Consider the following 24,654-nt stretch of genomic DNA (forward strand, 5'->3'; position numbering starts at 1 on the left):
GGGTGAGGGCGAAGTCAGGCAAGCGTGGCCGGGCGGCCGAGCAGGCTTTCCGGCAATGCCGGGATCGGCGTGCGTTCGTCCTGCGCCTGTTCCAGCAACCAGTCGATGAACAGGCGCGCGGCCGGGCTCGGCGGTTGCCCTTCTGCGTGCACCACGTGGTAGGCATAGCGTGCCTTCAATGCCGGGCCGGGCAGGCGCACCACCTCGTAGCGCTGCAGGTAGGGCTGGGCGATGTGGGTGCGCGCCAGCACCGCGCCCATGCCATACACCGCTGCACGCATCGCGTCGGTGCTGTCGGCGAAGGTGTGCATCGGCGGCAGCGGCGACGGCGGGCGCACGCCGGCGTGGCGGAACCAGTCACGCCAGCCCTGCGGCGACAGGTCGGTCAGCAGCGGCAGGTCGGCGATGCGCGCCGGATCAACCAGTGCTTCGACCCCGGCCAGCGCCGGTGAGGCCACCGGGAACAGGTAGTCATCCATCAGGTGCTGTGCACGCAGGCCCGGCCATTGGCCCAGCCCGTAGCGGATGCCGACTTCCGGTCCGTTGTCGTCGTAGCGATCCAGGCCGCTGCCGGTGTGCAGCTCGATGCGGATGTGTGGATAGGCCTGGGTGAAGCGTGGCAGTCGCGGCAGCAGCCAGCAGTATGAGAGCGAGCGCAGCGTGGTGATCCGCAACGGCACGCTGTCGGCATCCGGTTGCAGGTGATGGGCGACCGCCGCGACATCGGTGAAGGCGGCGCTGGCGGCGTCGGCCAGTTGCCGGCCCTCGGCGGTCAGGCGCACGCCGCGGGCGTGGCGCAGGAACAGCCGGGTTTCCAGCACTTCTTCCAGGCGGCGCACGTGGTGACTGACCGCGCTGGCGGTCAGGTGCAGCTCCTGCGCGGCCTGGGCGAAATTCTGGTGCCGTGCGGCGACCGCGAACACCGCCAGTGCGGGGAGCAGGGAAGGGCGTAGCTGCATGTCGAGCCTCAAACCATATTTGTGGCTGGCAGCGATACTACGCGCTTGTGCGGCGGGCGTCTGCGTCTGATCCTGTCTGCCTTGGCGAGGAACAGACGATGGACGGAGGCAGGGCATGAATGCGATCCCACAGGCGGCCGAGCGCGACTGGCGCACGCCGCTGGAATTGACCCTGCTGGGCGCCATCTGGGGCTGCTCGTTCCTGTTCATGCGGGTGGCGGTGCCGTCGTTCGGCCCATTCGCGCTGGTCGAGGTGCGGCTGGTGCTGGGCGCGCTGGTGCTGCTGCCGTTCCTGTGGCACGCCCGCGCGCAGTTCCCGCCGCGCCGGTGGCTGTGGCTGGCGCCGATCGGCCTGATCAATTCGGCGCTGCCGTTCGTGCTGTTTGCCTATGCCGCCGAGCAGGCGCCGGCCGCGATCGGTGCGATCTGCAATGCGATGACGGTGCTGTTCGCCGCGCTGATCGCGTTCCTGTTCTTCGGCGAGAAGATCGGCATGCGCCGCGCCGGGGCGCTGCTGGTCGGCTTCGCCGGCGTGGTGGTGCTGGCCACCGCCAAGGTGTCGGGCCTGAGCATCGGCACTGCAGTGCTGGCCGGTGCGGCGGCCTCGCTGCTGTACGGCCTGGGCGTGAACCTGGTAAAGCGGCACATGACCGGCCTGCCGTCGGCCGCGGCCGCTGCTGCAACGCTGTCGTGTGCCTCGCTGTGGATGCTGCCGATGGCGGTGACCCACTGGCCGCAGGCGGCGATTCCACTGAAGGCCTGGGGCGCAGCGATCGCATTGGGCGTGGCCTGTACCGGCCTGGCGTTCCTGATGTTCTATCGCCTGATCGGTCGTATCGGCCCGTCGCGGGCGTCGACGGTGACCTACCTGATTCCGCTGTTCGGCGCGGCCTTCGCGTGGTTGTTCCTGGGTGAGGCGGTGACTGTGCAGATGTTGATTGCGGGTGTGTTGATTCTGGGTAGCGTGGCGGTAAGCCAGAAGGGCTGAGGGTGCCGAAGCGCTGGTAGTGCCGGGCGCTGCCCGGCAGGTCTTTTCCGCGCCTGCGGAGAGGTGTCACTTTCTTTGCTCGTGCAAAGAAAGTAACCAAAGAAACACGCCGCCGAGCCGCGAGCCGCCGTGCTTCGCACGTCGGTCCCCTGCGCTTCTCGGTGAATCAGGGGACGGTGTGCAGAGGTCAGCCGACTAACAGTCGGCTCTACAAGACATTGGCACCTCTTCGCCCCTGATTCCCCTGCGATGCTCGGCTCGCTCAAGGCGGACCCAAGGTCAAGAGCCACAGCTGCACGACGATGCTTGGTAGTGCCGGGCCGGGCCCGGCGAGCGAAGCGAGCGCTTCTGCCTTTGATCTTGGATCCGCCTTGAGCGAGCCGAGCACCGCAGGTCCGGCGAGGGCGAAGAGGCGCGGGTGTCTGAGCGCAGCGAGTTCCCGCGCCGTCCCTCGACGGGCCGAGGAGCGGAGGGTACCGGTGCGCAGCACCGGCTCGCGACCGGCGGAGCGTTTCTTTTGGTTACTTTTCTTTGCGCACAAAGAAAAGTAACGCCCATGAACAGCGAAGTACCTTCAGCACGCGCAACGCGCAGGAAGCCAGGCTCCTACCGCACCGGCACCGGAATATTGCAGAGGTCGATATGCCCCGCCGGGCGCTTGTAGAAATCATCCACGCGATTGCGCCGCGCCTCCACCGTATCGGCGAAGGTCTTCGAATCGGTGCGCAGCACCTGGATCGGCGTGCGCTCGGCCACCGGCACGTCGCTGGCACGGCGGATCGACACGATCGGCGTACGCAGCTTCGGGTCGGTGTAGAAGCCCATCGGCGCCGGTCCGCGCGGCGTTGCGCTGAGCATCTCCATGCCCTTCAACACGCGACCGACCAGAGTGATGTTGCGGTCCAGCTGGCGCGGCGACTGACCGGTCACCACGTACAGTTCGGCGCCGATGCTGCTGTCTTCCTCGTTGCTGCGGCCGGCACCGAGCATGCCGTAGCAGTGCGCCAGCCAGGCCTTGCCGGCCTGCGGGTCCTGGCCGACCGGGAAGCCGTCGACGAAACCGGTCTGCGCGGCCCAGCCATCGCGATCCGGCAGCACGCTGACCTTCAGGCCGGCGCTGGCGCGTTCGAACTCGGCCGGCAGCTTGCGCGCGGCGCTGCCGAACGGCCTGGCCTTGGCCGCGTCATCGGCGTCGGCATCGCCGAACTGCACCACGAAGTTGTCCTGCGAGCGGTAGATGCTGGTGCCGTCCCAGAAGTGCTCGTGGGCGAAGGTCTGGATGTTGGCGACATGGCGGGGGGCGAACTGCGGCGCCAGTTCGATGATCACGCGCCCGGCTGGCAGGTCCATGTACAGCAGGTTGGCCGGGTCCGGGGTGCGCCAGTCGCTGGCCGCCGAGGCGTCGAGGATCTGCTGCGGGCTGCGGTAGGGCGTGGCTGCGCTGGCCAGGGCGGGCAGCAGGCAGGCCAGGGCGAGGGCGGTCAGGGCAAGGCGACGACGGTGCGGCATGGGAACCCCGGAACATGAACAAGGCTTCGATTCTGCGTGAGCCGCGCAGCCGCGCCAACCGGCAGAGTGACTAACGACACATTCGCTATACCGAACTTCGCACTACTGTGGACTTCAACGTAGTGGAGGGCCGGTCATGTCCGAGGATGACGTCCACCTGAAGAAGTTCCAGAAGGAGCTCAGCGCCGGAACGGTGTCGCTGGCCCTGCTGGCGGTGCTGGCCCGGGCCGGGGAGCCGCTGTACGGCTACCTCATTGCCAAGGAGCTGGAGCGGGTGGGCGAGGGCGTGCTGAGCGGCAAGCAGAGCGCGCTGTACCCGGTGCTGCGCAACCTGGAGGGCGCCGGGCTGCTGGAAAGCCATGTGGAGCCGTCCAGCAGCGGGCCGCCGCGACGCTACTACCGCATCAATGAACGTGGCCGCGAGGTGTTGGCGCAGTGGCGCCAGGCCTGGCAGGCCACCCGCGATTCCGTCGATTCCGTGTTGGAGGGGGTACCGCAATGAACGACCCGAGCCTGGCAGGCCGCGCCCTGCCCACCACCATCCCGCAGTACCTGGCGCAGCTGCGCGCGGCGCTGGAAGGTGCCGATCCGGCGATGGTGCAGGACGCGCTGTACGACGCCGAGGAATACCTGCGCTCGGAGCTGGCGGCGCAGCCCGGCCGCAGCGAGGCCGAGGTGATCGCCGACGTCGCCGGCAGCTACGGTGCGCCGGACGAGGTGGCCGAGATCTACCGCGAGACTGAGGTAACGGTGAACCGCGCGCTGCGTACGCCGCGTGCGGATACCGCGCCGGTGCTGCGTGCGGCGGCCGAAGCCAGTGGCGTCGAGCCGGCCTCGCCGCCGCCTGTGCCGGTGCCGCGTTCGCTGCTGGCGCGCTTCTTCGGCGTGGTGGCCGATCCGCACACCTACGGTGCGCTGTTCTACATGCTGCTGTCGCTGGCCACCGGCATCTTCTTCTTCACCTGGGTGGTGACCGGCCTGTCATTGTCGCTGGGCCTGCTGATCCTGATCATCGGCATTCCGCTGACCGTGCTGTTCTTCGGCTCGGTGCGCGGGCTGGCGCTGCTGGAAGGGCGGCTGGTGGAAGCGTTGCTGGGCGAGCGCATGCCGCGCCGTCCGCGCTACACCGACCGTAGCCGCACCTGGCTGCAGCGCATCGGCGACATGTTCACCGATGGCCGTACCTGGCTGACCCTGCTGTACTTCGTGCTGATGCTGCCGCTGGGCGTGGTCTACTTCACCATCGCGGTGACGCTGCTGTCGCTGTCACTGGGGTTGATCTGGGCGCCGGTGGCCGCGCTGTTCAGCGGTGACATTCCGGGTGTCTACGTCGATGGCGTGAACGTGCTGCCGATGGCCGCCTCGCCGCTGGTGGCGATCGCGGTTGCTGCGGCGGGCGCACTGCTGCTGGTGCTGACGATGCACCTGGCACGCGGCATCGGCAAGCTGCATGGGCTGATTGCCAAGAACCTGCTGGTGCGGTTGTAACAGGCGAGGGGTCGGATCCCTGTTCGCAGAACAGGGCTCTGACCCCGGATCCCATCATGCTGGGTCAGAGCCCTTTCCGTTGGAAAGGGATCCGACCCCACGGCGGGGAGTTACCCCGCCTTGCGCCGCAACGGGGTGACGTTGCTCTTCTTCTTCGTGGCCTTCGCCGCCGGTGCTTCGGCATGCGCGGCGAAGAAGTCGCGCACCTTCGGATACACCACCTCGCGCCAGCGACGGCCACTGAAGATGCCGTAGTGGCCCGCACCTTCGACGATGAAATGCTCGCGGCGGTCAGCAGCAATGCCGGTGCACAGCGCCTGCGCCGCCTCGGTCTGGCCGAGGCCGGCGATGTCGTCCAGCTCGCCTTCGATGCTCAGCAGCGCGGTATCGCGGATCGCCGACGGATCGACCTTCTCGCCGTTGACCACCCACTCGCCACGCGGCAGCAGGAAGTCCTGGAACACCACGCGGATGGTATCGAGGTAGTACTTGGCCGGCATGTCCAGCACCGCGTTGTACTCGTCGTAGAAGCGACGATGCGCGTCGGCGTCTTCCAGGTCGCCCTTGACCAGATCGGTGTAGAAATCCCAGTGCGAGCTGAAGTGGCGGCTCGGGTTCATCGACAGGAAGCCGGCGTGTTGCAGGAAGCCGGGATACACGCGGCGGCCGGCGCCGGGGTAACTGGCCGGCACGGTGTGGATGACGTTGTTCTCGAACCACGACAGCGGGTTCTGCGTGGCCAGGTTGTTCACTGCGGTCGGGCTGCAGCGCGCATCGATCGGGCCGCCCATCATCACCAGCGTGCGGGGCGTCGATTCGCCACGGCTGGCCATCAGCGAAACCGCGGCCAGCACCGGTACCGTCGGCTGGCACACGCTGACCACGTGCAGGCGTTCGACGCCCAGATGGCGGATGAACTCCTGGATGTAGGCGATGTAATCGTCCAGGCCGAACTCGCCTTCGCTGGCCGGCACCATGCGTGCGTCGATCCAGTCAGTCACGTACACGCGGTGGTCGCGCAGCAGCGTGCGCACGGTATCGCGCAGCAGCGTGGCGTGGTGGCCGGACAGCGGCGCCACCACCAGCACGAAGGGCTGGTTGAGCATGGTGTGCAGCTGGTCGGCTTCATTGCTGTGGCGCTTGAAGCGCAGCAGCTTGCAGAACGGCTTGTTCACTTCCTCGTGCACGACGATCGGCACGCGCTCGCCGTCGACGTCGATTTCGTTGATGCCCCACTCGGGCTTCTCGTAATCCTTGCCGATGCGGTGGAACAGCTCATTGACCGCCGCCAGGCGATCGGCGCCGGGCATCTGCGACCACCAGTGGCCCGGGTTGGCGAAGAATCTGGCGTTGGCCTGGGCCTGGTGCACCCAGGGAGCGAGCAGGTTGCGGGTCAGTTCGTGCAGTTGATAGAGCATGACGACCGAATATGTATGGTCATATGTTGCCGCGCAGCATATCCCATCCGGGTGTCCCGCAGGTTAAGTTGGCTGAAAATAATGAATCCGGATTCACATCCGTTCCAGCGCGGCGGCATCGCCTGCCAGGGCGGGACCGAGCCAGCAGTGCGACCCTACGGGCTGCAGGCCGTGCCGGGCCAACGTCCGCCGATACCAGCGTGCCGGGCGGGCCTGGAAGCCGTCGTGGTCGCCCTCGAACGCGTCCTCGGCGGCGAAGGTCTCCAGGAAGGCCACGCCGCCGGTCAGCTCGGCCACGCCGGCCAGGCCGGCGCGCAGCTCGCGGTCGGGCACGTAGTGCATCACGTCCGAACACACCAGCAGGTCGACCGGGGCGCAGGGCCGCAGCCAGGCGAAGTCGCCGAAGCGGGCCAGGTGCAGGTTGCGGGTGCGGCCGTAGCGGCGCACAGCGTACTCGCTGCTGTCGAAGCCCAGGTATTCGACCTTCGGACGCAGCTTCAGCAGCGGCGCGCGCCAGGCGCCTTCGCCGCAGCCGATGTCCAGCACACTGCGGATCGGTCGTTCCAGGTAGTACTCGGCGCTGGCCACGGCCAGGGCCACCTTGCGCGCCAGCCGGGCGCTGCCGCCGATGTCGGCGCGGCGGTACCAGCGTTGGAAGTAGGCGGCGTCGTAGGTCTTGTCCATGGGGCGGTGCGCGATCGGGGAAAACGGCGCCTATCGTACGGTGTTGCGCCCCCGGGTGTGGCGGACCCGCAGTAGAGCCACGCCTTGCGTGGCTGTCCTGATGCGGCGATTGGACGCGGCAGCCACCCATGGGGTGGCTCTACTGCGACAATAGGCGCCCATCCACGCCAGCCGCCGGAGCGAGCGCATGCAGAGCTACTACTGGGTCAAGACCTTCCACATCGTGTTCGTGGTGGCGTGGATGGCCACGGTGTTCTACCTGCCGCGCATCCTGGTCAACCTGGCCGAGACCGCAGGCCAGCCGGCCGTGACCGAGCGCCTGCAGCTGATGGGCCTGCGCCTGTACCGTTTCGGCCACTCGATGTTCGGCCTGGCCTTTGTGCTGGGCCTGGTGCTGTGGCTGGGCTACAAGATCATCCCGGATTTTCCGACCATGGTCGCGCCGGGCGGCGCTGGCTGGCTGCACGCCAAGCTGGGCCTGGTGGTGGTGCTGCTGGTGTATTTCAGCTGGATCGGCCGTCTGTTGAAGGGCGTGGCCAAGGGCAGGGCGCTGCCGTCGTCGCGCGCGCTGCGGTGGATCAACGAGATCCCGCTGCTGGCGTTCATCCCGATCGTGTGGCTGGTGCTGGCCAAGCCGTTCTGAGGCGGGGTCATCTGCACCCGGTAGATCCACGCCATGCGTGGATGCGGCCAGGGCGGAAACGAAAGAGCCGGGCAAATGCCCGGCTCTTTCATTTCTGCAACCACCTGCGTGTTGCCGGCCAGCGGCCGGCACTACCGGATCACGCCGCTTCGTACGTGCCGTAACTGCGCAGGCGCGCGTAGCGCTGCTCCAGCAGCTGTTCGGTGGAGAGCTTCTCCAGCGCGTCCAGCTCGTTCAGCAGCACGGCCTTCAGGCGCTTGGCCATCTGCGTCGGGTTGCGGTGGGCGCCACCGGTCGGCTCGCGCACGACCTTGTCGACCAGGCCCAGGCTCTTCAGGCGCGGGGCGGTCAGGCCCAGTTGTTCGGCCGCTTCCTTGGCCTTGCCCGCGTCCTTCCACAGGATCGAGGCGCAGCCTTCCGGGGTGATGGTCGAGTACACCGCGTATTCCAGCATTACGGTGCGGTCGCCCACGCCCAGCGCCAGCGCGCCGCCGGAGCCGCCTTCACCGATCACGGTGCAGATGATCGGCACCTTCAGCTCGGCCATCTCGATCAGGTTGCGCGCGATCGCTTCGGACTGGCCGCGCGATTCGGCGTCGATACCCGGCCAAGCACCAGCGGTGTCGATCAGGGTCAGCACCGGCAGGCCGAAGCGCTCGGCCATCTTCATCAGCCGCAGCGCCTTGCGGTAACCCTCCGGCTTGGGCATGCCGAAGTTGCGCTTGATCTTTTCCTTGGTGTCTCGGCCCTTCTGGTGGCCGATCACCATCACCGCGCGGCCGTTGATGCGGGCCAGGCCGCCCATGATCGCCTTGTCGTCGGCGAAGGCACGGTCACCGGCCAGCTCCTGGAACTCATCGCAGATGATGCGGATGTAGTCGGCGGTGTACGGGCGCGACGGGTGGCGGGCCAGCTGCAGCACCTGCCACGAGGTCAGGTTGCGGAAGATCTGCGCGGTGCGCATGCGCAGCTTGTCCTGCAGCGCGTGCACTTCCGCCTCGACATTGACCGCCGGCCCGGCACTGGCGTTGCGCAGTTCCTGGATCTTGGCTTCCAGGTCGGCGATGGGTTGCTCGAAGTCGAGGTAGTTCGGATTCATCGGAAGCCGTCGTGTAAAGAAGGGGGCAATTCTAGCCGAATGCGTGCAAACCACCCGTACGCCTTCGTCTGGAAGGCGACGGTAGCGCAGCCGGGCAGGCGGCGCCAGTCAGCTCAGGGCACCACCAGGGCGCTGCGGCCCATCAACTGGCTGCGCTGGGAAACGAAGTCGTTGTAGGCCTCGTTGGCGTCCCGGCCCAGGCCGCTGCCCAGGGTGGCAGTGGCCGAGGTGAAGGCCATCTGCGCAGCGAAGTCCTGCTTGCGCAGGGCCTTCTGTTCATCGGCGGTGGTGGCCTTCAGCCACTGCGCGTAGACCTCGCGCAGCGGCGCGGTATGCGCCTCGAACGCCGGCGCCAGCGCCGGCAGGCTGGCCGGTGCCGGTTCAAGCCTGTATGCCGGGGCCACGTAGCCGGCCGGCTGTTCGCGCTTGAACGCGCCCGGCTCGCCCATGCCTTCCTCGACGTAGGCGATGAAATCCGGTGCCGTGAACACCTTGGCGACGATCTGGCCACCACTGGAATCGACGTGGGCGACCACCTTTTCCTTCGGGAACGGTTCGCGCACGCCGTAGGTCCAGGTCTTGTCGATGAACAGGTCATGGCGCTTCTCGAAGGGACCCTCGAAGTCGACGCCGCCCAGCTCGATGCCGGCCTTGCCGGTGCCGAAGTTCTTCAGCTTGCTCTCGTCGGTGACGTAGACCTCGCGTGCGATCACGTATTCGCTCAGGGTCGGGTTGATCAGGCCGCCACGACCGTCGACGTAGACGATGAAGCGCACGTCACCGAGCGTGTCGGTATGCAGGCGATGCTCGCCAACGGCAAGCGAGATCGGGCGCGAGCCGTGCGCGGCCACCGGCAGGTCCTGGCCGTCGATGCTCAGCGCCAGCGGCGTGTCGGTCGGGTTGTCGATCTGGAACTCGATCTTCGACGGCGAGCAGGCGGCCAGTGCCAGTGCGGCAACGAACGGGAACAGCAGGGTCTTCATCGGCAATCGTCCTTGATGTCTGGAACGGGAAAACAGGAACACGAAGCAGCCAGCCTCAGCTGGCCCACGGCGGGCTGTAGCGCACCTTCAGCGTGCGTACGGCCGGGTCGGCGCGCAGCGCCTCCATCAGCTTGGAATCGATGCGTACTGCGCTCTGCCCGGATACATCCAGCATGCCGGCGACACCGCCGTGCGGGCCCTTCAGCAGCAGGTCCAGGCGCAGCGGCGTGCGCCCCGGGCGATGGCGGTCGAGCAGGGCGTTGATGCGCTCCCAGACCGGGCGCTGCTGGCGCAGGTCCAGGCGCAATGACAGCCGCGTGGCGTAGTTGGCGCAGACTTCGTCGAAGTCCCAGCACTGGCGGATGCGCAGCGCGTAGCCGCCGTTGAATTCGTCCTCGCGCAGGCCGCCCTTGACCACCAGGATGCGGTCCTTGGTCATCAGGTGGCCGAACTCGGCCATCGCATCGGAGAACGCGCTGCACTCCACGCGGCCGCGACCGTCCTCCAGCTGGATGAAGATCTGGCTTTCGCCCTTGCGGCGCACGCCGACCACCTGGCCGGCCAGCACGGTCTGCACTTCCGGGCGCCAGCGCTTCTCGCCGCCACCGCCGCCACCGCTGTTTGCGCTCCAGATTTTCTCCACCGAACCCAGGTCGTTGCCTACCAGATCGCGCACATCGTCGCGCCAGGGATCGAATGGGTGGCCGCTGAGATAGAAGCCCAGCGTATCGCGCTCGCCGTTGAGGCGCTGAAGCAGCGGCCATTCTTCGGCTTCGGGCAGGTCCAGCTGGATCGAAACGGTGCTCGGATCGGGCCCGCCAAACAGCGAATTCTGCCCGGACGCACGCTCGCGTGCCATCTGGTCGGTGGCCTTGATCACTTCCGGCAGCTGCAGCATCAGCGAAGCACGGTTGCGGCCGAGCTCATCGAGCGCGCCACAGTTGATCATCGCTTCCAGCGTGCGCCGGTTGAGCTTGGCCGAGCCGACGCGGGTGCAGAAGTCCAGCAGATCCTTGAATGGCCCGCCCTTCAGTCGTTCCTCGACCACCGCTTCGCAGGCGCCCTGGCCGACACCCTTGATCGCGCCCAGGCCGTACTGGATCGTGTCCGGCGTGACCGCTTCGAACATGAAGGCCGACTGGTTCACCTTCGGCGGCAGCACGGTCAGGCCGAGGTTGCGCACCTCGTCGAGGAAGCCGACCACCTTGTCGGTATTGTCCAGGTCCGAGGACAGCGTGGCCGCCATGAATTCGGCCGGGTAATGCCGCTTCAGCCACGCGGTCTGGTAGCTGACCAGCGCATACGCAGCGGCGTGCGACTTGTTGAAGCCATAGCCGGCGAACTTCTCCATCAGGTCGAAGATTTCGTCGGCCTTCGGGCCATCGACGCCGCCCTTGGCTGCACCTTCGCGGAAGATCTCGCGGTGCTTGGCCATTTCCGCCGGCACCTTCTTGCCCATCGCGCGGCGCAGCAGGTCGGCGCCGCCCAGCGAGTAGCCGCCGACGATCTGCGCCATCTGCATCACCTGCTCCTGGTACACCATGATGCCGTAGGTGTCCTTCAGGATCGCTTCGGTGCGCGGATCGGGATAGATGATTTCTTCCTGGCCGTGCTTGCGCGCGTTGAACGAGGGAATCAGGTCCATCGGGCCGGGGCGGTACAGCGACACCAGCGCGATCAGGTCTTCGAAACGGTCGGGGCGCGCGTCCTTCAGCAGGCGGCGCATGCCCGAGGATTCGAACTGGAACACTGCGCCGGTGTTGCCGTTGGCGAAGATGTCCTTGTAGGTGGGCGCATCGTCGAGCGGGATCGCGGCAATGTCGACCGGCGGAATGCCCGCGCGTTCGTGGCGCTTGTTGATCGCCTTCACTGCCCAGTCGATGATGGTCAGCGTGCGCAGGCCGAGGAAGTCGAACTTGACCAGGCCGACTTCTTCCACGTCGTTCTTGTCGAACTGGGTGACCGGGTTCTTGCCGAGGCCATTCTCGTCGTGTTCGGCGTACAGCGGGCAGAACTCGCTCAACGGTTCGGGCCCGATCACCACGCCACCGGCGTGCTTGCCGGCGTTGCGGGTCAGGTCTTCCAGCTGCAGCGCCAGGTCGATCAGGTCGCGGACATCGTCCTCGGTTTCATAGCGCTGGATCAGTTCGGCCGAGGCCATTTCCGAGCTGGGGCCTTCCTTGCCCTTGCCCAGCGCATCCTTCAGGTGGATGCCCAGGATGTTGGGAATCAGCTTGGAAACACCGTCGACCAGGCCATACGGGAACCCGAGCACGCGGCCGGAGTCGCGCACCACCGCCTTGGCGGCCATGGTGCCGTAGGTGATGATCTGGCTGACGCGCTCGCGCCCGTACTTGCGCGCAACGTAGTCGATCACCTCGTCGCGGCGGTCCATGCAGAAGTCGATGTCGAAGTCGGGCATCGACACGCGTTCCGGGTTCAGGAATCGCTCGAACAGCAGGTTGTACGGCAGCGGGTCCAGATCGGTGATCTTCAGCGCCCACGCCACCAGCGAGCCGGCACCCGAGCCGCGGCCGGGACCGATCGGGATGCCCTGGTTCTTGCCCCACTGGATGAAGTCGGCCACGATCAGGAAGTAGCCGGGGAAGCCCATCTTGATGATGGTGTCGAGCTCGAACTCCAGGCGCTCGAAGTACTCCTCACGGGTCTTGCCCGGCGCCAGCGGATTCTTCTCCAGGCGCTCTTCCAGGCCGGCGCGCGACATCTTCTGGATCCAGGTGTCCAGGGTCTCGTCGTCGGGCACCGGGTAGTTGGGCAGGAAGTAGGTGCCCAGCCGCATCTCGATGTTGCAGCGCTCGGCCAGCGCCAGCGTGTTGTCGATCGCATCGGGGATGTCGGCGAACAGCGCGCACATCTCCTCGGCCGACTTCAGGTACTGCTGGTCGCTGTACTCGCGCGGACGCTTGGGATCGTCCAGCACGCGGCCGGTGGAAATGCACACGCGCGCTTCGTGCGCGCTGAAATCCGACGGCGACAGGAAGCGCACGTCATTGCTGGCGACCACCGGCAGGCCGCGCTGGCCAGCGGCCATCAGCGCGAACTGGTTGAAGGTTTCCTCGCCCTCGCGGCCGGTACGGGTCAGCTCCAGGTGCAGGCCATCGCCGAATACGCGCTGCCAGTCGGCCAGCTGCTGCTCGGCCAGTTCATGCTTGCCGTCCAGTGCCAGGCGCCCGGCCAGGCTCTGCCGGCCGGCCAGCGCGAACAGGTTGGCATTGCCGGCCTTCAGCCAGTCCGGGTGGATGGCCACGCCACCTTCCGGGCGATGGCCTTCCATCCAGGCGCGGGTCAGCAGCCGCGACAGGCTCAGGTAGCCCTCGCGGTCGCGGCACAGCAGGGTCATCCGCCACGGGTCCTGGCCTTCCTCTGCGATCAGCACGTCGGCACCGGCGATCGGCTTGATGCCGACGCCTTCGGCGGCCTTGTAGAACTTGACCAGGGCGAACAGGTTGTTGAGGTCGGTCACCGCCAGTGCGGGCAGGCCGAGCTCCACCGAGCGCGACAGCAGGTTGGCCTGCTTGGCCTTCTTCGGGTCCGCCTGGTCCGGCTTGGCCGGCACACGGATGGTGGAGTCCGCCAGCGAGAACTCGGTGTGGACGTGGAGATGTACGAAGCGGGAGTTGGACATGCCGGACCAGGTTGGAGCGCGCGGGCCCCGGGTGCTGACGGAGGTTCGTCGCCGGGGTCGGGAAGCGCTGGAATGCCCGGTCAGGGTAGCGAGGGCAGGGGGTTGCCACAAGGCTTGACAGGGGCACGGCGTGGCGCCGGATTCAGGCGTGCGGGAGGCCGCCTTCTGTAGCGCCGAGCCCATGCCCGGCTGTCCACAGCAGCCGAGCATGGGCTCGGCCCTACAACTCCAGCTGGCTCAGGCGATGGCCGCCGCCTGCGCCAGGTCCAGGCACTCACGCACCGGTGCGAAGCTGCGCCGATGCTCCACGCAGGGGCCGTGCTCGCGCAGGGCGGCCAGGTGGGCCGGAGTGCCGTAGCCCTTGTGCTGCTCGAAGCCGTATTGCGGGTGGCGGGCATGCACATCCTGCATGTAGCGGTCGCGCGAGACCTTGGCCAGGATCGATGCGGCCATGATTGCGCGGTCGATGCCATCGCCGCCGACCAGCGCCTGCGCCGGCAGCACCAGGCCCTTGGGCACCACATTGCCATCGATGCGGGCGAAGCCGGCCACATGGGCGACCGCTGCAACGACGTCACGCATGCCCTGCAGGGTGGCCTGGTAGATGTTCAGGCGGTCGATGGTGTCCACGTCCACCAGCACCACGTGCCAGGCCAGGGCGCGCTCGATGATGCGGTCATGCAGCTGCTCGCGGCGGGCCGCGGTGAGCTGCTTGGAGTCGTCCAGGCCGTTGATCCGTGGCCGCGCCGGGTCGAACACCACCGCCGCCACCGCCACCGGCCCGGCCAGCGGGCCGCGGCCGGCCTCGTCGACGCCGGCCACAAGACGCTCCGGCTCGACCACGGCCACGCCGTCGAACAGGGTCAGGCTGGCTGCGGCGGCGTGACGGCGGCTCATGCCTGGGCCTGGTCGCGCATCAGCAGCTCGCCGACGGCATCGGCGGCACGCGCCGAGGCGTTGCGTCGCAGGCGTTCGTGCAGGCGCACGTAAGTGTCCTGCAGGTCGCTCACCCGCTGCGGGTGGTCGAACCACTGCTGGATGGCCGCGGCCAGCCTGTCCGGCGTGCAGTCGTGCTGCATCAGTTCCGGTGCCAGGTCCTGCCCGGCCAGGATGTTGGGCAGGGCGAAGCGGTCGACCTTGATCAGGCCAAGCGCCTTCACCAGTCGATAGGTCAGTTCGTTGACACGGTATCCGACCACCATCGGCCGCTTCACCAGCATGGCCTCCAGGGTCGCGGTACCGGAGGCCAGCACCACCACGTCGGCGGCGATCATCGCGTTGCGCGCCTGGCCGTCCAGCACATGCGAGTAGGCCACCGGCAGCGCCGAGCGCGACAGCTGTTCCTCGATCAGCTGCCTGCAGGCCGGGTTGGCGGCAGGCACCACCACATGCAGGCCCGGAATGCGTTCAGAGACCTGCCAGGCGGCTTCGAAGAACGGTTCGCCCAGGCGCGAGATCTCGCCGAGGCGGCTGCCCGGCAACACCGCCAGCACCTTGGCCGAGGCCGGCAGGCCGAGCGCGGCGCGTGCTTCCTCGCGGTTGCCCTGCAGCGGAATGTCATCGGCCATCGGGTGGCCGACGAAGCGCGCGTCGATGCCGTGCCTGGCATAGATCGGCGGCTCCATCGGGAACAGGCACAGCACCAGGTCGGCGCTGCTGCCGATCTTCTCCGCGCGCTTTTCGCGCCAGGCCCAGACCGACGGGCTGACGTAATGCACGGTGCGCACGCCACGCTGTTTCAGCCAGCGCTCGATGCCCAGGTTGAAGTCTGGGGCGTCGATGCCGATGAATACGTCCGGCTGCCATTCCAGCGCACGCTGGCGGAACGCCGAGCGCAGCTTGAGCAGGCGTGGCAGGTGGCGCAGCACTTCGGTCAGGCCCATCACCGCCAGCTCGCTGGCATCGTGCCAGGTCTGGCAGCCGGCGCTGCGCATGGCGTCGCCACCGATACCGGCGAACTCGGCATTCGGGAAGCGCGCCTTCAGTTCACGCACCAGGCCCGCACCGAGCAGGTCGCCGGAGGCTTCGCCGGCCACCAGCGCGATCCGCAACGGGCGCTCGCTGAGCACCCGCTGCGCGGGAACACTGCCGGCCATCGAGGCCAGCGGGATCACCGCGGCGCCGGCCGGCGCCTGGCCGGTCGAGCTGCTCATCGCAGCAGGGGCCTCTCGGCGTGCTCGATGAAGTCCAGCATCGCCTTCACGTCGTCGCTGTCACGCGCCTGTTCGGTCAGCTGCACCTTGGCCTCTGCCAGCGGCAGGCCCGCGACGTACAGCGTGCGGTAGGCACGCTTGATGGCCGAAATGCGCTCGGCGTCGAAGCCGCGGCGCTTCAGGCCTTCGCTGTTGATGCCGCGCGGGCGGCCCAGCGAATCGGTGCCGACCATGGTGAACGGCGGAACGTCGCCATTGGTCAGTGCGCCCATGCCGAGGAAGGCGTGCGCGCCGATGCGGCAGAACTGGTGGGCACCGGCGAAGCCGCTGATGATCACGTAGTCGCCCACGGTCACGTGGCCGGCCAGGGTGGTGTTGTTGGAGAACACGCAGAAGTTGCCGACATGACAGTCGTGTGCCACGTGCGTGTAGGCCAGCATCCAGTTGTCGTTGCCGATGGTGGTGATGCCACCGCCGCCGCCGGTGCCGCGGTTGAGCGTGACGAACTCGCGGAACACGTTGCGGTCGCCGATCACCAGTTCGGTGCGCTCGCCGGCGAACTTCTTGTCCTGCGGCTCGCCACCGATCGCGGCATGGCCGACGAAGCGGTTGTCGCGGCCGATCCGGGTCGGGCCGTGGATGCTGCAATGGGGGCCCACCACGGTGCCGGCACCGATTTCAACATCGGGGCCAATCAGGGTGAAGGCGCCCACCTGGACATCGTCGGCCAGGCGAGCAGCCGGGTCGATGACGGCGGTGGGGTGGATCCGCGGTGCGTTGTCAGTCATTGCTGCCTCCAGTGGATCAGCCCTTGGCGCCGGCACACATGACCTCGGCCGACGCGACGACTTCGCCGTTGACCTTGGCTTCGCCGTAGTACCAGCCCATGTTGCGGATCAGGCGCTTCATCTGCACGTCCAGCATCAGCACGTCGCCGGGGACGACCTGCTTGTTGAAGCGGGCGTTTTCCACCTTGACCATGTAGAACAGCTTGGACTGCGCGTCGCGGCCGAGCGTCAGCTGCGTCATGACGCCGCCGGCCTGCGCCAGCGCTTCGATGATCAGCACGCCGGGCATGATCGGGCGGCCCGGGAAGTGGCCCTGGAAGAACGGCTCGTTGATGCTGACGTTCTTCTGCGCCAGGATCCGCTTGGCCTCGACGTCGAGTTCAAGCACCCGATCCACCAGCAGGAACGGGTAGCGATGTGGAAGCAGTTCCTGGATCTGGCAGACGTCGATCGGAAGCTGCAGCGAATCGTTCATTCTTTCTCCTTGCCAGCAGCCAGAACGCGGCGAGCCAATGCGTCCAGCTGCTTGAAGCGCGCGGCGTTCTTGCGCCACGTGCGGTTGTCGGTCAATGGGGTGCCGGACGAATACTCGCCCGGCTCATGGATGGAGTTGCGGACCACCGACTTGCCGGTGATCACGACCTTGTCGCAGATCTCGAGGTGGCCGACCACGCCAACGTGGCCGCCGAGCAGGCAGTAGCGGCCGATCTTGGCGCTGCCGGCGATGCCGGTGCAGCCGGCAATGGCCGAGTGCGCGCCGATCTGCACGTTGTGCGCGATCTGTACCAGGTTGTCCAGGCGCACGTCTTCGTCCAGCACGGTGTCTTCCAGCGCACCACGGTCGACGCAGGTGTTGGCGCCGATCTCGCAGTCATCGCCGATGCGGACGCCGCCGAGCTGCGGCACCTTGATCCACTTGCCGGCGTCCATCGCCAGGCCGAAGCCGTCGGCGCCGAGCACGGCACCGGGATGCACGCGCACGCGCTTGCCCAGCCTGACCCGGGTGACCAGGGTGACCCGTGCGATCAGCTCACAGCCGGAATCCAGGCTGCAGTCCTCGCCGATCACGCTGCCGGCGCCGATGATGCAGTTCTCGCCGACGACGCTGCGCGCGCCGACAGAGACGAACGGACCGATATGGGCGCTGGCCGCAACCTTGGCGCTGGGGTCGATCACCGCGCTGGGGTGAATGCCCGGCGGGCGGGTCGGCGCGATGTCGAACAGCGCGGCGATCTTGGCGAAGGTGGTGTACGGGTCCTTGGCGACGAGCGCGGCGCCGGGAGCGGACTCGGCGTCGTCGGCACGCAGCACCACCAGCGAGGCCTGGCTGTCGGCCAGCTGGGCGCGGTAGCGCGGGTTGGCAAGGAAGGTCAGCTGGCCAGGACCGGCATGGGCGAGGGTGGCCACGCCATGGATGGCGGTGGCGGGGTCGCCATGGACCTGCAGGCCGAACTGCTCGGCGAGTTGCTGGGCGGTGTAGGTGGGAGTATTCACGGCGGGAGTTTAACGTGTGGAGCCAGTCCGGTCATGCGGGGGGATCTGCGGCCGACCGGCACGGGCCCCCGGAGTTGCTCAATGCGGCGCCACGTGGGCTAGGGTGGCTGCATCCCCTGGATACCCGCGCAGCCTGCGTGGGCCGCGGAAAAGGGACTTTTCATGCGAGATCTACTGTGTTCGGCAGCCGTTCTGGCTGCGCTGGCTGTTTGCGGCCCGGCCCGGTCCTGTCCGAGCCGCTGACGCCCCTCCCGGCGCCGCCGCCGATTTCGGTGGCTTGTTGACCAACAACTGCCTGGCCGCCTTTGGGGATGCGCGCAAGGTCGAGCAGTTCATGGAAGGCAACGGCCTGGCACCGCGGGCTGACGAAACCGCAAAGCGCCTCCTCATGGGAAAGGCCGGGGCCATCCCTTGGGCGGTGGTAACCATGCGTGGCGCAGGCCGGGGATGGCCTGCGCGCGGTGTTCGCCCGCGAGGCTCTGCTGGATGCGTCCGTGGCCGAGTTCCAGCGCCTGTTGAAGAGCGTGCCTGCACCGCTGCAGGTCAACGGGGTGGAAGCCTCCGGGCCGAACCGCGATGGCACGCACACCCGAGCATGGGGCGTGAACGCGCCCGGCGCCCCGAGCGGCATCCTGTTGACCCTTATCACGTCCACTGACCCGGACATGCTGTTGGAGGCGATGGCGTCGATGACCCGCGTGGCGACCACCGATCTCATCCCGGTCGCCGCACGAAAGAAGCTTTGATTAGCCGTCCAGCAAGCTCGACGCTACGGATAGAAGCAAGAAAGCCGGGCATAGCCCGGCGCTTTCCCGAGCCCTGTGCTGAACAGCCCTAATGCACCACGGGACTTGGACGTTGCAGCATCTTGTCGTTTTCACATTGAGAAAAACACGAAATTGACCGTTAAATTCGTCGCGTCAAAATCGCGTTGGTAGCATCGAATGGCAGGAAAGGTGCCTGCGACCATTGGATGGAGTCTGTATGAGCAGAAAGGTTACGGGGCTTGCGTTGCTGCTGTGTGCTGGAATGGTTTCGGCGGACCCTTCATTTGCAGTGCCTGCCGAAGATGCAGATGTGGCGCCCGAAGTATCGGCGATGGCGCTACCCCCAGGGGTAGTACTGCGGGAGATTTTTCGCATTCATCGCCCGAAAACGAATACCCATGTTACGCATTTCTACTGGCCTGATAACTGGGAGGATATCGGTTACCAGTACGAGGGGACGCTCGGTTTCATTTCGGCCGCACCGTTTGAGAACAGCGTCCTGATCCGCAATTGCGTCGGGCCCCATTCCTGGAACTATTTCACATCGGCGGATCCCGACTGTGAGGCGGCGACGGGGGGCGTGGTGTTGCCGGGTGATTGGCACATTGGATACATCTCCACGGTCCAGGTTCCCGGCTCTGTTCCCCTGTATCGATGCGGCCTCATTTGGCAGGGCAAAATCCGCCATTTCGATAGCCGCGATGTGGCATGCGAAGGCGCCGGCGGGACCGGGGGCGTCCTTGGCTACGTTTTCCTGTAGCGCAAATTTGTCCTTGCAGATCCAAAAAAACGCCGGGCAATGCCCGGCGTTTTCGTAATCCGTCTGGTGGAGAGCCCCCCTTCTTTTAAGGGGGGGCGCGCCAACGGCGCCGGGGATAGGTGAAATGCGCGGGCAATTCACCGGAGGTGGGTCAGTTCTGAGGAACAGAGTTCCTCAGAACTGGCCACCGAACGTGAATTGCAGCCGCTCGATCTTGTCGCCGTCTTCCTTCTTCAGCGGGAAGGCATAGCTGATCGAGATCGGGCCGACCGGGGCGCGCCACAGCAGGGCGACACCGGTCGACACGCGCAGCTCGTTGGCCTTGAAGTTGTCCACGCCGGTGTAGACGTTGCCGAAGTCGACGAAGGCCGAGACACGCGCCGACGGGCTGTCGAACAGGCGCGGGAAGTAGGCTTCGACCGAACCGACGGTTTTCAGCGAGCCACCCAGCGGCTGGCCATCCGGATAGCCGCGGGTTGCCTCGCGTGGGCCCAAGGTGTTGTCTTCGAAGCCGCGCACCGAGTTGGTGCCGCCGGCGTAGAAGTTCTCGTAGAACGGCAGGCCCGAGGCGGTCACCGTCTTCACGTAATCCGAGGAGCTCGGGTTGCAGTCGACAGTCTGCGTCGGGTTCGGATTGGCCTCGGTCGGCGCGGTGTAGCAGAGGTCGCGGGTGTAATCCTTGCCGTAGCTGTCGCCGTAGCCAATTTCCGCACGGGTGTTGATCACCAGCGAGGGCATGATCGGCCAATACTTGCTGATCTGGTAGTTCAGCTTGAAGTACTCGACGGTCGAGCCAGGCAGGGTGGTTTCCAGGCCGATGCGCTGGTAGGTACCCCGGGTCGGCATGAAGTAATCGTTGCGCGAATCGCGGGCCCAGCCCAGTTCGGTGCGCCACGCGTGGAACGTCTTGGTGCCGATGGCGTTGATGTAGTCGATGATCGACTCGGGCGTGGAGCCCGGATAGGTGGTGATCTGGTTGCTGTCGATGCCGAACATCAGCGAGACGGTATCGGTCTCGGTCAGCGGCACGCCGAACACCACCTGCGCGGCACCGTTGGTGCTGTTGTACTGCGCGGTGTTGAAGTCGGAGTAGTCCAGTTCGCGCCAGGACAGGTTGTAGCCCAGCGAGACGCCGTCATCGGTGAAGTACGGGTTGGTGTAGCTGAAGCCGTAACGCTGCAGGTAGCTGCTGCGCGAGGCTTCGACCGACACGCGGTTGCCGCCGCCGAGGAAGTTGTTCTGCGACAGCTGCACCGACGTGGTCATGCCGTAGGACTGCGAGTAGCCCAGGCCGAACACGAAGCTGCCCGAGGTGGTTTCCTTGACGTTGTAGACGACGTCGACCTGGTCGTTGCTGCCGCTGACGGCCGGGGTTTCCACTTCCACCGATTCGAAGTAGCCGAGGCGCTGCAGGCGGATCTTGGAGCGGTCGATCGCGGCCTGCGAGTACCAGCTGTTCTCGAACTGGCGCATTTCGCGGCGCATCACCTCATCGGAGGTGCGGGTATTGCCACGGAACAGGATGCGGCGCACCGACACGCGCGGGCCGGGCACGACCTGCATGTTGATGGCGACGGTCTGTTCAGCGCGGTTGGTGGTCGGGATCGGGTTCACCTTGGCGAACGCGTAGCCGATATTGGACAGCGAATTGGTGATGGTGTCCGAGCTGAATTCCAGCAGGGCACGCGAGAACGTGTCGCCGGACTTCTGGATCACCATGCGCTCGACGTCCTCCTGCGGGAGGATGGTGTCGCCGCTGACCTTGATCTCGGAGATCTTGTACTGCGCGCCCTCGGTCACGCCCGCGGTCAGGAACATGTCGCGCTTGTCGGGGCTGATCGAGACCTGGGTGGAATCGATGCTGAAATCGACGTAGCCGCGATCCAGGTACCAGGAATTGAGCTTTTCCAGGTCGCCGGACAGCTTTTCCTTGGAGTACTGGTCGTCACGGCGGTACCACGACGCCCAGTTGTGCTCCTTGGACTCCCAGGTCTCCAGGATGTCCTTGCTCTCGAACTTTTCGGTGCCGACCAGGTTGACGTGGCGGATCTTGGCGGCCTTGCCTTCCTTGATGGCGATGGCGATGTCCACGCGGTTGCGGTCCAGCGGGCTCACCGTCGGGGTGATGTCGACGTTGTACTTGCCACGGTCGTTGTACTGGCGGCGCAGTTCCTGGGTCACGCGGTCCAGGCTCAGGCGATCGAAGGTGCCGCCCTCGGTCAGGCCGATGTCGGACAGGCCCTTGAGCAGCTGGTCGGACTTGATGTCCTTGTTGCCGGTCACGGTCAGCTTGTTGATCGCCGGGCGTTCCTTGACGGTCACCACCAGGATCGTGCCCTGGCGGTCCAGCTGCACGTCTTCGAAGAAGCCGGTCTTGTACAGGGCGCGGATCGTCTCGCCGACCTTGTTGTCGGTGATCGTCTCGCCGCGTTCCACCGGCAGGTAGGTGAACACCGTGCCCGAGCTGATGCGCTGCAGGCCATCGACGCGGATGTCGCTGACAGTGAAGGGCTCGGCTGCCTGGGCCAGGGCGGGAGCGCCGGTGACGGCGGCGAGGGCGAGGGCCAGCAGGCGGCGATTGGGGAGTCGCGTCATGTCACGTCCGGTAGGAAGGTCGATTTCATTGGTGCGGGATGCCGACGCTGTAGACGGCAACAACGTGGAAAAGTTCATCGCGGGACCAGGCCGAGGATGTCGTTGTAGAACGCCAACCCCATCAGCCCGGCCAGCAACGCCAGGCCGATGTATTGGCCGGCGGCGATGGCACGCTCGCTCAGCGGGCTGCCCTTGACCAACTCGATAAGGTAATACAGCAGGTGGCCGCCGTCCAAGATCGGGATCGGCAGCAGGTTGATGATGCACAGGCTGAGCGACAGCAGGGCAAGGAACTGCAGGAACCAGTCGAGGCCGCGCTTGGCCGAGACATTGGCCACGCGGGCGATGGTGACCGGCCCGGAAACGTTCTGCAGCGAGGCCTTGCCGGTCACGATGCGGCCCATCATGCCCAGCGAGTCGGCGGCCAGGCGGCCGGTCTCGCGCACCGCCACGGTCACCGCATCCAGCGGGCCATAGCGCAGCAGGGTGTCATAGGCGGGGCTGTAGCTGGTGGGGAAGCCGACGCCGATCTGCCAGACCGGATTGCCCTTGCCGTCCTTGCCCTGGCGCGGGGTGACTTCCAGCGCCAGGCGCTCGCCGCCACGCAGGACCTCGATCATTCCCGGCCCGCCGGCACGGCCCAGGGCCTGGATCTCGCCGATCACCTGGTCGACGCTGTCGATGCGCTGGCCATCGATGGCCACGATCAGGTCGCCTGGCTGCAGTTGCCCTGCCACCACGGAGTCCGCAGTCAGCGACTCGACTTGCGCCGGCTGCAGCCACGATTGCCAGTGCAGGCCAGCCAGGATCGGCACCCGCCGCTCATCGAAACCCACCGGCAGCTGCGACAGCGGCAGGGTGCGCGTGCGTACCTGGTCGGCCGTATCCAGCACTTCCAGCTTCACGTCGCGGCGGTCCATCGCGGCTGCGGTCAGCGCCATGCTGGCCTCGCCGAGGGTGACCACCTGGCGGTCGTCCACGCGCAGCACGCGGTCGCCGCTGGCCAGCCCGGCACTGGCGGCGATGCCGCTGACACGGCCGATGGTGGGCGAGTAATCCTGCTTGCCGATCACGAACATCGCCCACAGCAGCAGGATGCACAGCAGCAGATTGGCGATCGGGCCGGCGGCAACGATCGCGATGCGCTGCCAGACCGTCTTGTGGTTGAAAGCCTGGCCGCGCTCGTGCGGGTGCACTTCGACCTCGCGTTCGTCGAGGAACTTCACGTAACCGCCCAGCGGGATGGCGGCGATGGCGAACTCGGTGCCGTGCCTGTCGCGGCGCGACCACAGCGGCCGCCCGAAGCCGACCGAGAAACGCAGGATCTTGACCCCGCACAGGCGCCCGACCCAGTAATGCCCGAATTCGTGGAAGGTGACCAGCAGCCCGAGGCTGACGATCATCCACCAGACCGATCCGATGAAGTCAGTCATGCAGGCACACAGTGGCGGGCAGGGGCGGCGGCGTCATGCTGGGCGAGGCGGTCGTTCAGGCGGCGTCGATGGCGTTCAGGGTGAGCTGGCGTGCCCGCTGGTCGGCGGACAACAGGACCTCCAGTGTATCGGCTGGCTGGGACGGCAGTGTTGAAAGAGCGTTAGCAACCAGCGCCGGGATCGTCAGGAAACCGATCCGGCCCTGAAGAAACGCTGAAACCGCCTCTTCGTTGGCGGCGTTAAGCACCGCCGGCGCGGTGCCGCCGGCCTGCATGGCCTGCCAGGCCAAGGCCAGGCAGGGGAAGGCGTCGGTATCCGGGGCCTCGAAATCCAGGCGGCCCTGGGCCAGCAGGTCCAGCCCGGCCACGCCCGATTCGATGCGCTGCGGCCAGCCGAGGCCGACGGCCAGGGTGGTGCGCATGTCCGGCAGGCCCATCTGGGCCAGGGTCGAGCCGTCGACGAACTCGACCAGCGAATGGACCAGGCTCTGCGGGTGCACCAGCACCTCGATGCGCTGGCCGGGCACGCCGAACAGGTGGTGGGCCTCGATGACCTCCAGGCCCTTGTTCATCAACGTCGCCGAATCGACCGAGATCTTCGGCCCCATCGACCACTTGGGGTGGGCAACGGCCTGGGCCGGGGTGACCTGGGCCAGCTCGGCGCGGCTGCGGCCACGGAACGGGCCGCCGGAGGCGGTCAGCAGGATCCGGCGCACGCCGGCGCCGTCGACACTGGCATCGCGCGAGCGCAGGCACTGGAAGATCGCGCTGTGCTCGCTGTCGATCGGGATGATTTCGGCACCGGCACGTTCGGCCGTCCGGGTCAGCAGTTCGCCGGCCAGCACCAGCGATTCCTTGTTGGCCAGCAGGATGCGCTTGCCGGCGGCGGCGGCAGCCAGGGTCGAGGACAGGCCGGCCGCGCCGACGATGGCCGCGACCACGGTATCGCAGGCATCGCTGGCGGCCAGCTGGTCCAGCGCGGCCTGGCCGGCATGGGCCTCGGTGGCCAGTCCGGCCTCGCGCAGGCCGTCACGCAGCTCGGCGAACAGCGATGCGTCGGCGATCACCGCGTGCGCGGGTTTGTGCTGGCGGCACAGCGCCAGCAGCGCCTGCACCTGGCGACCGGCAGCGAGCACCGTGGCCTGGTAGCGGTGCGGGTGGCGGGCGATCACGTCCAGTGTGGAGGCGCCGATCGAGCCGGTAGCGCCGAACACGGCGACCCGGCGCAGGTCTGCAGCAGCATTCATG

The 24,654-nt window shown here is 66.9% G+C and carries 20 protein-coding genes and 1 pseudogene; 6 read left to right on the forward strand and 15 right to left on the reverse strand.

Annotation, left to right across the window (positions count from 1 at the left end; translation table 11 throughout):
- Positions 1 to 14: 14 nt before the first annotated feature.
- Positions 15 to 959: a LysR substrate-binding domain-containing protein gene (locus tag KXV01_RS01900; protein ID WP_099486702.1), complete on the reverse strand. Its 945-nt coding sequence runs from the start codon at positions 957 to 959 to the stop codon at positions 15 to 17.
- A 115-nt stretch (positions 960 to 1,074) separates the two neighbouring features.
- Between KXV01_RS01900 and KXV01_RS01905 the strand changes: the two genes are divergently transcribed.
- Positions 1,075 to 1,947: a DMT family transporter gene (locus KXV01_RS01905; protein WP_049417251.1), complete on the forward strand. Its 873-nt coding sequence runs from the start codon at positions 1,075 to 1,077 to the stop codon at positions 1,945 to 1,947.
- A gap of 606 nt (positions 1,948 to 2,553) precedes the next feature.
- Here the strand turns inward: KXV01_RS01905 and KXV01_RS01910 are convergent.
- Positions 2,554 to 3,456 (reverse strand): peptidylprolyl isomerase, encoded by a 903-nt coding sequence (locus KXV01_RS01910; protein WP_263467483.1) that lies wholly within the window; start codon positions 3,454 to 3,456, stop codon positions 2,554 to 2,556.
- A gap of 136 nt (positions 3,457 to 3,592) precedes the next feature.
- On the opposite strand from KXV01_RS01910, the gene KXV01_RS01915 reads away from it, so the two are divergent.
- A complete protein-coding gene (locus KXV01_RS01915; protein WP_004150914.1) occupies positions 3,593 to 3,958 on the forward strand; it encodes a PadR family transcriptional regulator in 366 nt (121 codons plus the stop codon).
- Positions 3,955 to 4,944, forward strand: coding sequence for a sensor domain-containing protein (locus tag KXV01_RS01920; protein WP_099486699.1), 990 nt, complete (start codon positions 3,955 to 3,957; stop codon positions 4,942 to 4,944). The genes KXV01_RS01915 and KXV01_RS01920 overlap by 4 nt, the downstream gene beginning before the upstream one ends.
- 110 nt (positions 4,945 to 5,054) lie before the next feature.
- On the opposite strand, the gene phaZ is transcribed toward KXV01_RS01920, so the two are convergent.
- Together phaZ and KXV01_RS01930 are read right to left on the reverse strand one after the other, a co-directional pair.
- Positions 5,055 to 6,362 (reverse strand): polyhydroxyalkanoate depolymerase, encoded by a 1,308-nt coding sequence (gene phaZ / locus KXV01_RS01925; RefSeq protein WP_049416738.1) that lies wholly within the window; start codon positions 6,360 to 6,362, stop codon positions 5,055 to 5,057.
- 93 nt (positions 6,363 to 6,455) lie between these two features.
- Complete coding sequence (locus tag KXV01_RS01930) at positions 6,456 to 7,046, reverse strand: class I SAM-dependent methyltransferase (RefSeq protein WP_049440893.1); 591 nt, start codon at positions 7,044 to 7,046, stop codon at positions 6,456 to 6,458.
- Between the two features lie 187 nt (positions 7,047 to 7,233).
- On the opposite strand from KXV01_RS01930, the gene KXV01_RS01935 reads away from it, so the two are divergent.
- Positions 7,234 to 7,689: a CopD family protein gene (locus KXV01_RS01935; RefSeq protein ID WP_049416734.1), complete on the forward strand. Its 456-nt coding sequence runs from the start codon at positions 7,234 to 7,236 to the stop codon at positions 7,687 to 7,689.
- 139 nt (positions 7,690 to 7,828) lie between these two features.
- Here the strand turns inward: KXV01_RS01935 and KXV01_RS01940 are convergent, their stop codons facing one another.
- From KXV01_RS01940 to lpxD, 8 genes and pseudogenes are all read right to left on the reverse strand, one after another.
- On the reverse strand, positions 7,829 to 8,788 hold the full coding sequence (locus KXV01_RS01940; protein WP_049416733.1) for an acetyl-CoA carboxylase carboxyltransferase subunit alpha: 960 nt from the start codon (positions 8,786 to 8,788) through the stop codon (positions 7,829 to 7,831).
- Positions 8,789 to 8,901: 113 nt separating this feature from the next.
- Positions 8,902 to 9,771 (reverse strand): hypothetical protein, encoded by an 870-nt coding sequence (locus KXV01_RS01945; protein ID WP_099495079.1) that lies wholly within the window; start codon positions 9,769 to 9,771, stop codon positions 8,902 to 8,904.
- Positions 9,772 to 9,826: 55 nt separating this feature from the next.
- Positions 9,827 to 13,417: a DNA polymerase III subunit alpha gene (dnaE, locus tag KXV01_RS01950; RefSeq protein WP_099495078.1), complete on the reverse strand. Its 3,591-nt coding sequence runs from the start codon at positions 13,415 to 13,417 to the stop codon at positions 9,827 to 9,829.
- A gap of 237 nt (positions 13,418 to 13,654) precedes the next feature.
- Entirely contained in the window at positions 13,655 to 14,314 is a 660-nt protein-coding gene (locus KXV01_RS01955; protein WP_049416727.1) for a ribonuclease HII, read from the reverse strand.
- Positions 14,311 to 15,474: pseudogene (gene lpxB / locus KXV01_RS01960) on the reverse strand (lipid-A-disaccharide synthase); the annotation flags it as partial. The pseudogene lpxB and the gene KXV01_RS01955, both read right to left, overlap by 4 nt.
- A gap of 92 nt (positions 15,475 to 15,566) precedes the next feature.
- Complete coding sequence (gene lpxA, locus KXV01_RS01965; protein WP_049416723.1) at positions 15,567 to 16,358, reverse strand: acyl-ACP--UDP-N-acetylglucosamine O-acyltransferase; 792 nt, start codon at positions 16,356 to 16,358, stop codon at positions 15,567 to 15,569.
- 16 nt (positions 16,359 to 16,374) lie between these two features.
- Positions 16,375 to 16,833 (reverse strand): 3-hydroxyacyl-ACP dehydratase FabZ, encoded by a 459-nt coding sequence (gene fabZ, locus KXV01_RS01970; RefSeq protein WP_005415845.1) that lies wholly within the window; start codon positions 16,831 to 16,833, stop codon positions 16,375 to 16,377.
- Positions 16,830 to 17,852: a UDP-3-O-(3-hydroxymyristoyl)glucosamine N-acyltransferase gene (lpxD, locus tag KXV01_RS01975; RefSeq protein WP_099495076.1), complete on the reverse strand. Its 1,023-nt coding sequence runs from the start codon at positions 17,850 to 17,852 to the stop codon at positions 16,830 to 16,832. Before lpxD ends, fabZ begins: the two co-directional genes overlap by 4 nt.
- Before the next feature lie 431 nt (positions 17,853 to 18,283).
- Between lpxD and KXV01_RS01980 the strand changes: the two genes are divergently transcribed.
- Together KXV01_RS01980 and KXV01_RS01985 are read left to right on the forward strand one after the other, a co-directional pair.
- Positions 18,284 to 18,598 (forward strand): hypothetical protein, encoded by a 315-nt coding sequence (locus KXV01_RS01980; RefSeq protein ID WP_099495075.1) that lies wholly within the window; start codon positions 18,284 to 18,286, stop codon positions 18,596 to 18,598.
- 238 nt (positions 18,599 to 18,836) lie between these two features.
- The gene (locus KXV01_RS01985) at positions 18,837 to 19,379 is read left to right on the forward strand and encodes a hypothetical protein (RefSeq protein ID WP_099495074.1); all 543 of its coding nucleotides are present in this window, start codon (positions 18,837 to 18,839) and stop codon (positions 19,377 to 19,379) included.
- 174 nt (positions 19,380 to 19,553) lie between these two features.
- On the opposite strand, the gene bamA is transcribed toward KXV01_RS01985, so the two are convergent.
- The 3 genes from bamA to KXV01_RS02000 all read right to left on the reverse strand — a co-directional run bounded on the left by bamA (position 19,554) and on the right by KXV01_RS02000 (position 24,653).
- A complete protein-coding gene (gene bamA, locus KXV01_RS01990) occupies positions 19,554 to 21,974 on the reverse strand; it encodes an outer membrane protein assembly factor BamA (protein ID WP_099495073.1) in 2,421 nt (806 codons plus the stop codon).
- A gap of 74 nt (positions 21,975 to 22,048) precedes the next feature.
- Positions 22,049 to 23,407 (reverse strand): RIP metalloprotease RseP, encoded by a 1,359-nt coding sequence (gene rseP, locus KXV01_RS01995; protein WP_049438428.1) that lies wholly within the window; start codon positions 23,405 to 23,407, stop codon positions 22,049 to 22,051.
- 55 nt (positions 23,408 to 23,462) lie between these two features.
- The gene (locus tag KXV01_RS02000; RefSeq protein ID WP_099495072.1) at positions 23,463 to 24,653 is read right to left on the reverse strand and encodes a 1-deoxy-D-xylulose-5-phosphate reductoisomerase; all 1,191 of its coding nucleotides are present in this window, start codon (positions 24,651 to 24,653) and stop codon (positions 23,463 to 23,465) included.
- Position 24,654: the final 1 nt, after the last annotated feature.

This window comes from Stenotrophomonas sp. Ps181 (assembly GCF_025697425.1).
GTDB classification, from domain to species: Bacteria; Pseudomonadota; Gammaproteobacteria; order Xanthomonadales; family Xanthomonadaceae; genus Stenotrophomonas; species Stenotrophomonas sepilia.